The 15,028-nt window shown below is 46.7% G+C and carries 13 protein-coding genes; 4 read left to right on the plus strand and 9 right to left on the minus strand.

From position 1 onward, the window contains the following. From V2I46_00720 to V2I46_00755, 8 genes are all read right to left on the minus strand, one after another. Positions 1-216: hypothetical protein (locus tag V2I46_00720; GenBank protein MEE4176008.1), on the minus strand; the 216-nt coding region annotated here is incomplete at its 3' end. Positions 217-328: 112 nt separating this feature from the next. Then, on the minus strand, positions 329-1,684 hold the full coding sequence (locus tag V2I46_00725) for a DUF1302 family protein (GenBank protein MEE4176009.1): 1,356 nt from the start codon (positions 1,682-1,684) through the stop codon (positions 329-331). Between the two features lie 138 nt (positions 1,685-1,822). Then, positions 1,823-2,566 (minus strand): outer membrane lipoprotein-sorting protein, encoded by a 744-nt coding sequence (locus V2I46_00730; protein MEE4176010.1) that lies wholly within the window; start codon positions 2,564-2,566, stop codon positions 1,823-1,825. Between the two features lie 16 nt (positions 2,567-2,582). Next, complete coding sequence (locus tag V2I46_00735) at positions 2,583-4,871, minus strand: efflux RND transporter permease subunit (protein ID MEE4176011.1); 2,289 nt, start codon at positions 4,869-4,871, stop codon at positions 2,583-2,585. Between the two features lie 18 nt (positions 4,872-4,889). Further along, positions 4,890-5,459 (minus strand): TetR/AcrR family transcriptional regulator, encoded by a 570-nt coding sequence (locus tag V2I46_00740; protein ID MEE4176012.1) that lies wholly within the window; start codon positions 5,457-5,459, stop codon positions 4,890-4,892. Positions 5,460-5,618: 159 nt separating this feature from the next. Continuing rightward, positions 5,619-6,482, minus strand: coding sequence for a hypothetical protein (locus tag V2I46_00745; GenBank protein ID MEE4176013.1), 864 nt, complete (start codon positions 6,480-6,482; stop codon positions 5,619-5,621). Positions 6,483-6,526: 44 nt separating this feature from the next. Next, positions 6,527-7,234, minus strand: a complete 708-nt coding sequence (locus V2I46_00750; GenBank protein ID MEE4176014.1) for a response regulator transcription factor — start codon at positions 7,232-7,234, stop codon at positions 6,527-6,529. A 1-nt stretch (position 7,235) separates the two neighbouring features. After that, on the minus strand, positions 7,236-8,717 hold the full coding sequence (locus V2I46_00755; protein MEE4176015.1) for a HAMP domain-containing sensor histidine kinase: 1,482 nt from the start codon (positions 8,715-8,717) through the stop codon (positions 7,236-7,238). Positions 8,718-8,883: 166 nt separating this feature from the next. On the opposite strand from V2I46_00755, the gene V2I46_00760 reads away from it, so the two are divergent. Then, positions 8,884-9,621 (plus strand): GLPGLI family protein, encoded by a 738-nt coding sequence (locus tag V2I46_00760; protein ID MEE4176016.1) that lies wholly within the window; start codon positions 8,884-8,886, stop codon positions 9,619-9,621. Positions 9,622-9,648: 27 nt separating this feature from the next. Beyond that, entirely contained in the window at positions 9,649-12,453 is a 2,805-nt protein-coding gene (locus V2I46_00765) for an outer membrane beta-barrel family protein (protein ID MEE4176017.1), read from the plus strand. 44 nt (positions 12,454-12,497) lie between these two features. On the opposite strand, the gene V2I46_00770 is transcribed toward V2I46_00765, so the two are convergent. Next, positions 12,498-13,028 (minus strand): SRPBCC family protein, encoded by a 531-nt coding sequence (locus V2I46_00770; protein MEE4176018.1) that lies wholly within the window; start codon positions 13,026-13,028, stop codon positions 12,498-12,500. Positions 13,029-13,494: 466 nt separating this feature from the next. Between V2I46_00770 and V2I46_00775 the strand changes: the two genes are divergently transcribed. Both V2I46_00775 and V2I46_00780 read left to right on the plus strand, forming a co-directional pair. Beyond that, the gene (locus V2I46_00775; protein MEE4176019.1) at positions 13,495-14,055 is read left to right on the plus strand and encodes a hypothetical protein; all 561 of its coding nucleotides are present in this window, start codon (positions 13,495-13,497) and stop codon (positions 14,053-14,055) included. A 16-nt stretch (positions 14,056-14,071) separates the two neighbouring features. Further along, a complete protein-coding gene (locus V2I46_00780; protein MEE4176020.1) occupies positions 14,072-14,941 on the plus strand; it encodes an HAD family hydrolase in 870 nt (289 codons plus the stop codon). The last annotated feature ends 87 nt before the right edge of the window (positions 14,942-15,028 follow it).

The following is a 15,028-nucleotide window of genomic DNA, read 5'->3' on the forward strand; positions in this document are numbered from 1 at the left end:
ACCCAACTTACCAATACTGAAATGGCCCTGTTCGGTGGTAACTGTACCGGTCACGAAATTGCTGTCGGGCAGCTGGATGATCTGTACCGTAACAAATGGCAGGGGTTGACGATCATTGCCGTCCCTCACAATGCCTGATATGACCACACTGTTCCCTTGTGAAAGGACCTGGAGGGTAAAAAGAAAGAATACAACAAATGAACTAAATGCTTTCATGCCTTTTAGAATTTCTCGGTTCTATTAAATTAAAATAATTAAATGCATTAGAACTGAAAATGTTCAATGACGAGATAGGAACATATGTGGCTTTTGGATAAACTTTAGTACTTTAAAAATGAACCTTTACCCTGGCCGAAAGCATGTCCTTATCCCGGAATCCCGCAAATATGTTTTCTCCCTTTCCATTGAATAAGTAAGCACCAAGGCCTAGTTCAAGGTTATCAATCCCTTTATAGGCAATCTCGGGGGTATAAAAAATGGCATAATTGCTTTCTGGTTTTTGCCAGTCTGAAATAACTACTCCACCGGCCAGTGGCCTTAGTAAAAGCTTTTCTCCCCAAATGCCACGCTCGCAGCCTATGATGAGGTAATCGTTCAGATTCTCCTTCCCTCGTTCGTGCAGGAATCCGTGCATAAATTGCGCATTCAGGTAAATACCATTTTTAAACGTAAAATCGGCTCCAATGACGTATCGGATATAGGGCGCCTTCTCCAGCAAAAGACTGTCGCTTGTAACGGTTCCCGGAGGCTGCGAATAGAGCAGACTCATATCGGTCGTCATGATGACCTCCTTTTGCGGGAAAAACAGGCCTGCCTCAGCCCAAACCCCCACCTGGCCAATGCTACCTGCCAGGTCGGCACCAAGCATATGATACCTGGGAAAAAACAGTTCGGCTTCCACATTGGTCTCGCCCTGCATCCCGGCGGGGGTCAGGGTCACCCGGCTCACAAGGGGAAGAACTTCCCGTCCATAGAGGTAACTGAACGAGATATCTGTATTAACAGCAAACCCCTTCAACCTGAAACCCAAAGAGGCCCCATCCTTTAAATTGTTCCCGGGCATGCGTAACTTATCAGAATATTCATTGAGGGTTAAGCCTTCAGGCAAGGCGATGGCTGAGCTAAAAACCCCTGAAAAAGCGCCCAGGGGCAAGTTTGCAGGCCTGAACCAGGGAAGGTAAACGCCCTGAAGGGACCATTGCGGAGTGAAATATCCCTGCAGGCTCAGGGCGTCTGACCCGTTTTTTCGCCCGAAATCAAACACATCTTCCAGGTCATAAGGGTTGAGCATATCCGTGGGGCTCAGCATATCGGAGGTGCCCCAGACAATGCGCTGACGGCCCACCTTCATATCAAGGTCCTCAAATAAAAACCCCCGAACCTCGGCATAAGCCTCCCGGATGTCAAGATTCAAGGGGTTTATCTGGTCAGGCGAATACAGATTTTGGCTGCTGGTAAGGGCAGGTGCCCCCAAATGACGCAACCAGATGTTGCCATAAAACCTCACCTTGTCAAAACGCTTTTCAAGACCAAGGTCGAGTCTGTTCTCATTCCAGACCCAGTCATTGTGGTCGTTCAGCAACAAACGCTGATTTGAGTTCAACTCCCCCCTTATAACGACTTGATCCTGGGCCCATGCAGACAATGGAAATAGAATGATGAGTAAGAGAACCGCGCGTTTCATAAGATATTCTATTTTTAAGATCAATAAAAAGATTATTAATAAATGCCTCCGAAAGCCGGAGGATGGTGGCCATAAGGTTGCTCCCCATTGGGGGTTACTCTGGTTCCTTTAAATGAATGGCAACCCTTATTCTCTATATCAAAAACTGGTCAGATTTCTTTCTGTAAATACCTGGTCGCTGATATTGCTGTCAAACTTTACATCGCTCATAATCATCCTGGTAGAGGAGCCTTTCTTTTCATCTTTCATAAAAATTTCTTTTGGAAACCAATAGTTGGCCTGTTGCTGCCAGGTGTATACCGCCGTCTTGGCAAGGTTTCCGCCCCTGTCATACGATTCGGAACGTTGTGGGGTGTAGTTTTCCTTATTGACTGCCACGATCATTTTGGAATAGTCGCTACGCACATCAGGCAAAGCCACCAACTCCAGGATATAAAGGTTTCCTTCCTCCCTGAGCACCTTGCCTGAATAGGTTTTTGCATATTCCTTCGTCTCCATGTCTTCATAAGAGAAATCAGTACCGGCGAACGACTGGTTCTTCACGTGTGAGGCAATTCTTCGTGCTTTGCCAAAAGCTGGCATATAAAGGTACATAAGGTCGTCAGGCAAGGATAGGAAGGCAATGCCCGCTTCCGATGCCGGCCTGGTGAAGCGGAACAAACGCTTATTTGATCCTTTTTGCCAGATAGAAGCTTCCCGGATACGCTCATTTCCATTGCGATCGGTCAGGATCATCCGCACAGTGTTTGTTTGATCCTTGGGTTGAAACAACACCTGGTCAACCTTGGTAAGGATGGTTGCTGCATCCTGTGCCAGCAGGGGAGCAGTGCCGGCAGCAATCAGAAAAAGGGCTGTTAAAAAAAAATGAATGGTTGTTTTCATGACAAAAAGATTTAGATTATTTCTTGTATATGTTTAGTCTCTTCCTTAACTGTTCTCTCACGCCATAGATCTTTTTCAGCCGTTCGCCTGTCAGCATTAATGCGACAGGCAACAATGTCAGGGCTGCCATGGCCGAAACAATCATTGTTACGGCCAGCAGCAAACCAAAGCGTTGAAGGGGTACCAATTTTGAGAAAAGCAACACCCCAAAGCCAATGGTGACCGCAAGCATATTGAGGATAATTGCTCTTCCGCTGATTTCAATGGAATTGGCTATGCTTTCGCAGATACCTTGTCCACCCAGGAATGATTTTCCGAAATGCGACATGAAATGGATGGCGTAATCAATGCCGATCCCTATCGTTACACTCCCGCTCAAAACGGTGGCAATGTCAAGAGGTATGCCCGTCAGCCCCATGGTACCGAAAAGGACCAGGAGGGTGACAAAAACCGGGATAACGGTCAAGATGCCCCTGAAAAAGGAACGTTGTAATATGCTCACCAGCGCCACCACTAAAATCATGGCCAGTATGAGGCTGTAGATCTGGCTTTTGATGATGCTGTCATCGAGTTTTTTAAATATGATGGGGATTCCGGTTACTTTAACATTGAAACCTTTCCCGCTTTGGCTCTCAGCAAACGAACCAAAATTCTGTTCTATCTCACGAAGTACTTCCAGATCGGTTGTGGCCACATAACCCTGAATCAAGCCCTCGGTCAAATCAAAATTCACGAATTGCTCCATGATTTCCTGCCCATCCAGCAAAAACCAGAGTTGTTCGATCTTGGCCCGTTCATCGGGAATTCGCTTACCTTCTCCCATCACCTCATTCATTTCTTCAATCATGTCAGCTACTGATTGGCTGAATGGTATGTAGGAATACCCATCCATAAATGCTTGGGTTTCCTTCATCAGCCTGAGGGCTTCCGGACTTTGGATGTCACCCCGAATGTTTACATACAAGGGCATACTGCCATTGAACTTCGATTTCAGAAGCATTTCGCTTTGCTTAACGATGTTATTTTCCTGGAAATAATCCACCAGGTCAACCCTTCGCTCAATGCGGGTAATGCCCCACAAACTGAAAAGAATGAGAATCCCCCAAATCCATAGGACCCGGTGTTTATGGTTTAATACCTGGTTCTCAATGCCCAGGGTGATCGTTTTCAGAAACATTCCTCCCTGTTTTTGCCGGGTTTTAGGAGTGCCTTTCACTTTCATAGCAGCCAGTACTGACGGGATGAAGAACACGGCAAGGAGAAAGGAAAACAGTATTCCCAAGGCAGTGAAAATTCCAAACTCCTTGATCATCGTGAGGTAAGACCCTGCAATGAAGCTTACAAACCCAAACACGGTCGTCAGTGATGCCAGGAAAACAGGAACAATGATGAAGGCCTGCGCACGTTTCAGAGCTTCTGAGGGATCATGCTGCAGTTCTTCCTGAAAACGGTTTACCACATGGATGGCATAAGCGCTTCCAACAGCCATCAATATCACGGGGACGACATTGGTCAGCATGGTAATCTCAAATCCCAGCAGGCTGACGAGCCCCATTGTCCAGATGATGGCAATGACAACCGATAGCATCGGAAGAATGATTCCATGGACCGTGCGAAAGCCCGCAAACAAAACCAGGCAGATGAGCAGAAAAGCCACTGGGGCTATGAATTTTATATCGCTGATGATCACATTGCTAAGCTCAAGCAGAGTCACAGGCATGCCACCGAAATAAAACCTCCCTTCAAAAGATATCCCCTCAAGTTTTTGCCGGATAGACTCTACGGCTTCGGTGCGGTTCGCGCCCGTCATGACCTTGCCAATCACCAGGGTGGAAGTACAATCGGCCGAAACCAGATTTCCCTTGTATAAATCTTTAGAGAGGGCATAGGCTCTCAGGCGTTCAAGTGTTTCTACTTCCCCCGGTATGGCATACTCATCCACCAAACGACCGATCTCAATACCAAATTCACTGCTTCTGATGTCAATCACGTTGGTCAGGCTGGTTACATAGCTGATGCCTGCAATCGAACGCATGCTGTCGGTCACCTGCCTGACCAGGTCAAGCATTGCGTAGGTGAAAATGTCCTGCCCTTCAATCCCGACAATAATCAGGTCATTACCGCCATATTGCTCACCAACCTCCTTGAACAGGGTGGCTGTAGGGTCATCCTCAGGAAGATACCCAAGGATATCGGAATTGATTTTCAGGTCTTTTATGAAAAAACCTAAATATATCGTGATGGTGATTACCACAACGATAATCACAAACTTCGAGCGGATAATGAATGCAGCCAGTTTTTCCATCTCTTTTCCTGAATCAGATTATCTGGATAAGATTCCATTAAAAAAGACATCAATCAGTGGGTCGATAAGTAAATTATGGTCATACCCCTTCTGTCCCATGATCAATGGTAATTCAAACCCTTTGGTTGCTAAAACAATGGCACCAGCTACGAGGCTTGTATTCTCAATTTTAAATACCCCTTGACTGACCCCTTCCTCAAGCATACGGCCAATCATCACCTGCTCCATCTCGTCATATTTCTTCCTGATCTTTTCAATAACACTCAGGTTTTCTGCCAGATCACGACGGATGGCATCATAATAAATGGTAAGCTTTTTTACTGCGTTCATTCGGATGTGGATGTATTCCCTGAGCTTTTCTCTGGCTGGCATATGTCTCTCTATCAGCTCATTGAGGATACTGGCCAGGGCGTCAATTTCTACCTCAATGACAGCTTGAAAGATCTCATCCTTATTGGCAAAATAACTGTAGAGGGTACGTCTGCCTTTACGTGCGGCTGTGGCAATGTCTCCCATGCTGGTTTTATTGAATCCGTACTTCTCAAAAACCTTGCGGGCTTCATTCAGGATTTGGTCTTTTGTGGTCATGAGGTTTGAAGTTTATGCGCAACTGCACAAAAAATGGCTATATGTGCAAATATAGGATAAAAATTTTATTCTTTTACCCCTGTTCATAAAAAATCCCTTCCTGTAAGCCGGAAAGGGATCATAGGATAATATTAAGAGATGTGCGAAAATGCTTTGGTCTTAATTATTCTGGGCCAGTTTAAAAAGGATCTTGATTCGCTCATCCTTTGACAGTCTGGAAGGGTCCCGTTCTCGCATCCCACTGCTGTCTATTTGTCCGCCATAGGGCATCCCTGTCATGGAGCCACCCGGTCGCATACCACCGGGATATCCACGGTCGCGTGTGCCGGGATTTCCATAACCACCACCCTGCCTGTCAAATCGCTCCAGACCGTTCATTCTGACAGTCAAAGTAAAATCGTCTTTAGGGAATGCTGGCGCTTGACCTGAAACCCCCAGCGTCCTCAGGGGAATGATGACCCGGTAAAACATCATCCCTTCGCCATCTATATCCACATTCAGTTTTATGCCATCTTCATTTTCAAGGGATTGCATGCCGTTCGGGTGATCCTGAAATCCTTTGAGTTTCATTTTAGTTTGTTCTGCCAGGGCACGCTGCAAAATCGCCTTTGGATCTGGCTGATTTTGTCCGCCTCGCCTTCCTGCGCGGTTTCCGGATGGCATGCCACCTTGCCCCGTTTCCCGGCCGATGCCTTCAAAGATGGTGATCCGGTCTTCTGGCACAGGATATTTAAGCATGGCCGGGATATTCCCTTTGTAGGGACTTGCAATTTCCAGTTCCAGGCCTGCCCTGAGGATTTTCATCTGGGTAACCGGATCATCGGTTTGAAAAGCCAGGTAAAGGCTCTCCTCATCATTACTTACGGCATAGCCAAGCTTGGTTTTACCATCAGCCCCCTGGGGAACTAACCCTTCAAGACCCGGTTCAAAGGAAACAGAGGAGGGTTGCCAGCTCGATAAAACGTTATAAGTTTTAGGTGAGCAGGCCGAAAATGTCACGATGATTGCAACAAAAAATATCAAACGAAGGGGTTTGGGAAAATTATGCATTTTGCAAAGGACGTTTATTATAAGGAAGAATGGACTACAAAGTGGTAACCCACTCCTTTCTTTGTAATGATTTCGATGGAGGGGTCGCCTGAGAAATAATCCCGCAGACGGGAAATATACACATCGAGGTTCCGGCTGTTGTAAAATGAATCGTCACCCCACAGTTCCAGCAGGATGTCTTTTCTCAACACGGGTTTGCTCATGTCGCTGGTAAGCATTTGAAGCAAGCGGGTCTCGCGGTGCGAAAGTTTCTTTGCCGTTTCATCCCGATGCAATTCCAGCAGCTCCGGATAAAATTCAAAGTTTCCAAGGCTGATTTTCTCAAGTCCGGCATCCTGAATCGCAGCCTGGCTGTTTGTAGTAATTTTTAGCAGGTTTTGGATCCTGACAATAAGTTCTTCCATGCTAAAGGGCTTGCGCAGATAATCATTTCCTCCTGATGCAAAGCCTTTCAGGAGGTCTTCGGTTTGAACCTTTGCGGTCAGGAAAATGATGGGCATGCCTGAATCTATGGCTTTGATTTCCTTCGCCAACGAAAAGCCATCCTTAAAGGGCAGCATAACATCCAGCACGCATATTTGCGGCTTGAAGGCCTCAAATTCCTTCATTGCTTCCTTCCCATCTGCAACAAGCTTAACCTCGAAATCACGGCTTTCAAGGCTCTCTTTTACAATCCTTGCCAGGAAAGGTTCATCTTCAACATACAATACCCTGGTGCGATCCATATCATCCAATTTTTGGCAATTTTACCACAAAAATCGCACCATCACCGGGTTTGCTTTCAATGGAAATTTTCCCACCGTGGCTTTTTACAACCCCGGCCACGTAATTCAGTCCCAAGCCGTAACCCTTCACCGTATGAACATCGCCAGAAGGGATCCGGTAGAACTTTTCAAAGATCCTGGACTGATGCTCCAGGCTGATTCCGTGACCCTGATCGGAAACCCTGAGCTCAGCGGAATCAGCCTGCTCTTCCAGCGATACCTTGATTTCAGGGCTATCGCCGGCGTATTTAAAAGCGTTGTCTACCAGGTTATATATCATCTGGGTAAGGTGTTCCTGGTGTCCCATAACCAGGGATTGTCCCTTGTGTTCAAAATGAAAATGGGTTTTCTTTCTTTCCGCCACTAGCTGGAAGGAAGCCATCACCTTTTCCACAATAGGCAAAAGATCCACAGCCGTTTTGTTGTTCCTAATTTCCGTTTCATAATCGAAGACCGAAGTTTTCAGGATCTTGTCAGTCATCATTCCCAGGCGGTCCAGCTCATGGCGGGCCATGTCAATATATTCTTGTGTTTTTTCAGGATCTTTTAATACATCAAAGCTCTTCATCGCCTCGAGGGCTACTCCGACGGTGGCTACAGGGGTCTTCAATTCATGTGTCATGTTGCCGATAAAGTCATTTTTTTGCTCCAGCAATCGTTGCTGTGACCTCAGGCTTCGGAATACTATAATAAACGACAAAAGAATAAGTCCGGTAATGAACACAGAAAAGCCTAATTGGGGCAGAATGCTGGAGAACAGGTAAGCCCTTACCCCATCAAAACTGGCGGCATACATTTTATTCATTCCCAGGGGTATAAATCCGGTTATAAACGGAATGCTGTCGTTGCGCAGCGGAGGTGGGCGGTTCCAGGAATGCTGACGCCAGTCCACCTCACGAATTACAATTTCCATGGGTAGGTTCTGGTAACGGTCGGGCAAAGCCTTCTGATACAATTCTTTTAAAGTATCACTTTCAATTCCTTCAGCATAAGCCAGGTAAATATTTCGCATGTTTCCGGGTGAAGGTCCATTCGGGCGCATGACCACTATGTGCATGCTATCTGGACTTTGCTGGCTGCCACCTAAACCAAGGTTTCTTCTTTTGTTTCTGATTGAGTCCTGTTCCCGGCGCCTGATCTCTCTCTCCCGAAACCGGGGTGAGCCGGGTGGCAGGCTGTCATGCGATTCAGCAAACATGCTTACTGAGATAGGTCCTCCCTGGCTTTCAAGGCTGTCGTACTCGGGCAGGAGCCTTACTTGGCTGAAAAACAGTGAATCGGCCAGATGAGACAGGGTGCTCCTGAACACCAGATTCGTCTCCCGGCGAAAGGAATCAGAAGCCGCCTTATATTCTGCCCGCAGCCAAAGCCCCTGGAGCAAGATGAGTAGTAGTATGCTTACTACCATAAGCATGACTACTCCATGTGGGTTTTTCTTTTGCATGCCTCAAAATTAAGTCATTAAATCCTGACCTGACAAGGCATTAACCTTTTATTAACCTTATTTATACTGGCATTAACATTTGGATAAGGTTCATTTGGTTAGTTTTGCTGCAGAATTTGAATCAAGCTGTTTTTATCAAGAGAATTGTTTTAATACCTGATTGAATATGAGAATATACAGATTCCTTCCCCTTTTCATGCTGAGCTTATTGAGCCTGGTATTGTCAGCCCAGGTTACCCAGGGAGTCATTACTTACGAGGTAATAACTGATGCTCATAGTTTCATTCCCGAAGATCGTCCGGAATTAAAAGAAATGATTACTCAGTTTCGTACCGAAAACTACCAGTTATTCTTTACACCCAGCGAAAGCCTCTACAAGACCCGGGAAGAATTACTCCCTCCCGGGACAGGCGGAGGAAGAGGGGGTGGCATGCGCATGATGATACGGGGCCCGAGGTCTGAAACATATATTGACAGGAACTCGCAGCAGCGTATCGTTGCCCGCGACCTGCTGGGAAAGAATTACCTCATTATTGATACTTTGGGCATTGAACCCTGGAAATTTGGATACGAACAAATGGAAATTGCTGGGTATATGTGCATGATGGCCTGGTATACTGATACGGTTAACAATCAGGAGGTTACAGCATGGTTTTCCCCGGAATTGCCTCCCTTGATGGGGCCTGATAGGTTTACGACCCTGCCCGGAACGGTGCTGGCCGTAGATATAAACAATGGTAATCAGGTATGGGTAGCCAGGGAAATTGAAGCCCGGGAGCCCTCTGACTCAGAGTTACGTAAACCCAGCAGGGGAGAAGAAATAGGCCGTAAGGAGTTTGATAAACTGCTTGAAGAGCAAAAGCAAAGACTGAATTCCAGTGGTAGCCCAATAAGAGTTTTCTAATTTTCAACCGTTTAAACAAGTTAATATATGCAACGCGTTTTTTTTACTGCCATTTTCCTGGTGTCTGTTCTTTTTGCCCAGGCCCAGGCCTTTTCTATCAAGGGCAGCGTAACCGATCCCGAACACGGAGGCTTGCCCAATGCCACCGTGCTGCTCCTGAATCCGGCCGATTCAACCATGACCAATTATGCCCTGACGAATGTGAATGGGGTGTTTAATATCCAAAATGTCAGCCGCAAAGAATACCTCTTGAGGATTACCTATATTGGTTATGCCACCCGCTTTGAAAAGATTACCCCTCCGGATGGGGATTTGCTCGATTTGGGTGAACTCAGCCTGCTGAATGAAAGGGTCACCCTGCGTGAAGTGAGCGTCACCGAGGAAAGGATAGCTATGCGGGTAAAGAACGACACCATCGAATATGATGCCCTGGCTTTTAAACCCTTACCTAATGAAGTGGTGGAGGACCTGCTGAAACGTATGCCCGGCCTGGTGGTTGAATCGGATGGCAATGTGGTGGCACAGGGTGAGACCGTCCGGCGTGTATTGGTCGATGGCAAGGAATTCTTTGGCAGGGATCCTAAAATGGCTACACAGAACCTGCCTGCCGATGCTGTTTCCAAGGTCCACGTATTCGACCAGCGTTCCGAACAAGCCCTCTTTACTGGGATTGATGATGGGGAACGTGAGCGCACCATCAACCTCGAATTAAAGGAAGACCGCAGGGAAGGCGTTTTTGGCAATTCAAGTCTTGCCTATGGCACCGAAGAACGCTTCCAGGGGAAACTTAATATTAACCGTTTTGACAACAAAGGTCAGCTTTCCATACTGGGGATGGGTAACAATGTGAATCAGACTGGTTTTTCCATTGGCGATTACCTGAATTTCAGCGGAGGGGCGCAAGGCCTGCTGGGTGGCAGGGGAGGGGGTGGAATGCAGATTACCCTGGACAACAGCAGTACAAGCATTCCCCTTAGTTTTGACGGCCTGCCAGCCACCAACGGCCTTATGACTTCATGGGCCGGCGGGGCCAATGTCAACCGGAAACTCGGGGAGAAAACTGAACTGACTGCCAGCTACTTTTACAATCAGCTTGGTCACGACATTACCCAGGATCTTGAACGGGAAAACTTCTTGCCTGCAGGCAATTTCTTCTTTGACCAGATCAGCACCCAGGATAACCGAAATGCAAACCACAGGCTGAATCTTCGGCTGGATCATACCTTCAGCGAAGCCAGCAGCATCTTGCTGACCGCCAACACCAGCCTCAATAATACTGATGGGCTGCTGCAAAGCAACAGCCAGACCCTCAATGCCCTGGGCCTGATGCAAAACAGCAGCGTCCAGGAAAGCGAAAGCAGCGGACAGCTTCTCAACCTCGTTACCAATCTGCTTTGGCGGCAGCGCCTTAACAAACCCGGACGAACCATCACTGCAGGGCTTGACTTCTCCACCAACCAGAATGACCAGGAAGCCACCCTCGATGCTTTGAACCGCTATTTTGGCGATGACCCCTATGATGAGCAATTGCTTCAAAACAGCATGCTGGGAACTGTTAACCGCTCATTGGGATTCAACACCAGCTATACCGAACCCCTGTTAAACAAGCTTTTTCTTGAAGCGAATTATCGGATCACCCGGAATTACAATGAGGTCGACCAACAAGTATTCGACAGGGAAGCAGAGGTGTTGACCCCCAACGAATTGCTTACCAACCAGTATAACAATACCTACTTGTTTCAGCGCGCAGGACTCAATCTCAACCTGAACCGTGACCAGTTTAACCTGACAGTGGGATCAAACCTCCAAATTACCAGTTTGGAAGGAAACCTTATTTCTACTGACCAGGAGATCCGAAAGGATTACACCCACGTACTGCCGGTTGTTCGTTTCAATTACCAGTTCAATAGTTTCCGGCGGATGATGGTAAATTACGAAACAAGTGTTCAGGAACCTTCCATCCTGCAGCTGCAACCCCTGATTGACAACCGCGACCCCCTTAATATCTATATTGGTAACCCCGAACTGAAGCCTTCTTTCCGTCATCGTGCCTTAGTGCGCTTCAATACCTTCAATCCGCTCAATTCCTTCGGGTTCTTCACCTTCCTGACAGCCGATTATGTCAGCAATGCCATTACCAATGCCACCAGCGTTGACGAACAACTGGTACGCACGGTAACCCCTGTCAACGTTGATAAGAACCTCAACCTGAGGGCCAACATAAACTTCAACATCGGACTTACCAAACTGAAAAGCCGGTTTATGGTGGGAAGCACCATTACCCACTCCGAAAGCATCAACATACTGAACCAGGTGGAACAGGATATTGCCAACAACATCCTGGGTGCCAATGCACGTTATACCTTCAGGCCCAATGACAACTTTGAAACCAACCTTACAGCCAATTTTAATCAGCAGTTGACAAAATACGAATTCAGTGTGCTGGAACAGGCGTTCCTGAATCAAACTTATGGGATTGAAAGCAGCTGGACCTTCCTGAAAAACTACCGGATCGGCGGAGGTTACCGTTACCAGATCTATGAAGGCCGCACGGAAGCCTTCGACCGAAAGATCCCTATACTCGATTTTAACTTCTCGAGATCTTTTCTGAAGGGCAATGCAGGCGAACTGAAATTTTCGGGCTACAACCTGCTCAATCAGGATATGGGCGTCACCCAAACGGCCGATGCCAACTATATCCAGCGCCAGGTGACCAATTCACTGGGCCGATATTTTCTGCTGACCTTTACCTATTCACTCAACCGCTCCCTCAATGTGTTTGATTCAACCCACAGACCAGGCAGCGGAGCCGGAATGCGCATCATGCATTAAAGCCTGGGTATGGAATAAGGGGCAATAATGGAAAACTTCTTGCGCTATGCTCCTTCCATAATCATCTTCAGGTTCTGGAGGCCTTCCTCCAGGTCGGTTCCCAGGGTTTTGTTCATGTTCGAAAACAACATATACAAATTCATGGGAACCGGTATTTTACCCACCATGCCCCACTTGACCAAAGTTTCGCTTTCGCCCAGTGCTTCGGTGGTGATAAACAAATCGCTGGTGGATTTATAAGGTTTAATAAACCGGATCTCAAAATCAATCCGCTCTCCTTCAGTGATGCCGGTAATTTCCTGCTCACCTTTGCCTAAATCCTTATTGCCTTCCCACGATTGCACTGAACCAACGGTTCCATCCACCCCGGTATAGGTATATTGGGCATTCGGATCAAGCTTTCCCCAAACACTCCATTCCTCCTGGAATTCAAGTGACCTTACCCTTTGAAAAACTTCATCCTTAGGGCAGTTGATAATTACTTCACGCTCAATAGGAAATTCCTTGGGCGCGATCAGTGAAATGACAAGCAAAAGTAAAATCAGGGCCACAATAGCCATCAGGACTTTTTTCATAGTAAATGGTTTTGGTTTTTGATAAATCAAATTTATGCATAAAATAAATACTTTATTGCCTGATTGTTTTTTCAACTGTTAACATGGTTTTGCATTTGAAGTACCCGCCCCATAGGCAAGCAGGAAAAAGACTGTCCGCTTTGCGATTTTCCTCATCTGGTAATGCATTGAGACATTCTTGTGCTATGGGGAAGACATTCCAAATTCTGACCAAATTCATAGTTAATACGGTGTTTAGACGGTGTTTATTCGGTTTAAACCGAATAAACACCGTCTAAACTATTTCGATGGTATGAACCAATAATAACAAAAAGAATAGGGCCGATGGCCTGTAATCATCACTGAATGTCTGAATATTCAGAAAATCATTAATTTTAAGGACCAAACCATTCCTTTGCTATTTAACCTGAATTTTTTCCCTATCCCAATGAAAACCCTTTCGATTCAATCCCTAGCAGTAATTGTAATGACTTTAGCACTTTTTTCGTGTGGCGGGGCGATAAAGAAAAACCCTTACCTGGGGCGGATTCCATCCGTGGAGAAGAAATACCACGGGCAGATCATTGAATTAGTTGAAGGCATTGAAAGATCGGGTGATATTGCCAACAGCCTTGCTTATATGAATGAGTTCGACCGTATTGAATACGAATGGGAAAACGCCATCAACCAGGAAGTCAGGATCACAAACCTGAGCAAAGCCATTCCGGTGGAATATCCCGGGCCTTTGCCCGTTCGGATCCCTGAAGCCATTATTGAACACGTTTCAAGGGGCAACCTGGTGCTGCGGTTCAATATTGAAGCCATGGATACCATTGAAGATTCCAGGAGCCTGAGGATGGTGTTTGAGGCCCTCGACAAGGAAGGTAACCCCCTTAACAAAACCATTTCGGTGGCCAATAATTTTGATCAGAAGCGATTGTTGCCTGGCAATGAATGGTCGTTGACAGGAATATGGGAAACGGAAGCCATCATCAACCTGGAAGACCTCGACCAGATCAGGGTTATTAGGCTCGAAGGGATGCCATAAAAAGAAAGAATGAGAAATGAAAAATTTTGAAGAGAGCCCGGAAGGAATTATTGATGTTGCCATTGCGTATGATTTTGACGGGACGCTGGCGCCCGGGAATATGCAGGAACATTCTTTCCTGCCGAAACTGGGGATAGCCAAGGAAGCCTTCTGGTCGGAAGCCAATGCCATTGCTGAAGCCAACGATATGGACGGCATTTTGGCTTATATGCAGCTGATGCTTCGCAAAGCCCGCGAAAAAAATATCAGCATCCACCGGGAAGACTTTGAGCATTTTGGCCGAGACATTCGTTTTTTCCAGGGGGTGGAGGTCTATTTCGACCGTATCAACGCTTTTGCCCTCCGGCAGGGGATCAGGCTGGAACATCACATCATTTCTTCTGGCTTGCGCGAGTTTATTGCAGGCACTGCCATTGCCAGGCATTTCAAGAACATTTTTGCTTCAGGATTTAAATACGACGAAACCGGCGTGGCCGAATGGCCTGCACTAGCCATTAATTACACAAACAAAACCCAGTACCTTTTCCGCATAAACAAGGGCATCGACAACTCGCACGACAATACCCTGATTAACAAGCATGTTCCGGAAGAAGAAAAACCAGTTCCATTTTCCAGGATGATTTATATTGGCGATGGGGAAACCGATGTCCCTGCTATGAAGATGGTGCGATACCAGGGTGGGGCTACTGTGGCGGTTTACAACACCAACGAAGATTCTCCCCCTGGAAAACCCACGCAGGAGCAGTTGTGCCGTGAACTGGTCCGCCACGGAAGGGTCGATTATATTGCGCCGGCCGATTACTTGGAGGGCAGCCGCCTGGACTATATCGTGAAACTGCTGATCAACAAGATCCGGATCGTCGAGGAACTGGGTAAACAGCGGTAAGCCAAACCCTCCGGATGTTAAATGGATGGGAGGGAAAGGGTTTGGTAAACAGGGAGACATTTTCTTTTTGTGCTTAAATCCTGATAA

It is taken from the genome of Bacteroides sp., assembly GCA_036351255.1.
GTDB lineage: Bacteria > Bacteroidota > Bacteroidia > Bacteroidales > UBA7960 > UBA7960.

What these genes read in the sequence shown, in the direction of transcription:
- V2I46_00725 (MEE4176009.1), bottom strand. Translation starts at nt 1,684, where the DNA reads ATGAAACGCGCGGTTCTCTTACTCATCATTCTATTTCCATTGTCTGCA.
- V2I46_00730 (MEE4176010.1), bottom strand. Translation starts at nt 2,566, where the DNA reads ATGAAAACAACCATTCATTTTTTTTTAACAGCCCTTTTTCTGATTGCT.
- V2I46_00735 (MEE4176011.1), bottom strand. Translation starts at nt 4,871, where the DNA reads ATGGAAAAACTGGCTGCATTCATTATCCGCTCGAAGTTTGTGATTATC.
- V2I46_00740 (MEE4176012.1), bottom strand. Translation starts at nt 5,459, where the DNA reads ATGACCACAAAAGACCAAATCCTGAATGAAGCCCGCAAGGTTTTTGAG.
- V2I46_00750 (MEE4176014.1), bottom strand. Translation starts at nt 7,234, where the DNA reads ATGGATCGCACCAGGGTATTGTATGTTGAAGATGAACCTTTCCTGGCA.
- V2I46_00755 (MEE4176015.1), bottom strand. Translation starts at nt 8,717, where the DNA reads ATGCAAAAGAAAAACCCACATGGAGTAGTCATGCTTATGGTAGTAAGC.
- V2I46_00760 (MEE4176016.1), top strand. Translation starts at nt 8,884, where the DNA reads ATGAGAATATACAGATTCCTTCCCCTTTTCATGCTGAGCTTATTGAGC.
- V2I46_00765 (MEE4176017.1), top strand. Translation starts at nt 9,649, where the DNA reads ATGCAACGCGTTTTTTTTACTGCCATTTTCCTGGTGTCTGTTCTTTTT.
- V2I46_00770 (MEE4176018.1), bottom strand. Translation starts at nt 13,028, where the DNA reads ATGAAAAAAGTCCTGATGGCTATTGTGGCCCTGATTTTACTTTTGCTT.
- V2I46_00775 (MEE4176019.1), top strand. Translation starts at nt 13,495, where the DNA reads ATGACTTTAGCACTTTTTTCGTGTGGCGGGGCGATAAAGAAAAACCCT.
- V2I46_00780 (MEE4176020.1), top strand. Translation starts at nt 14,072, where the DNA reads ATGAAAAATTTTGAAGAGAGCCCGGAAGGAATTATTGATGTTGCCATT.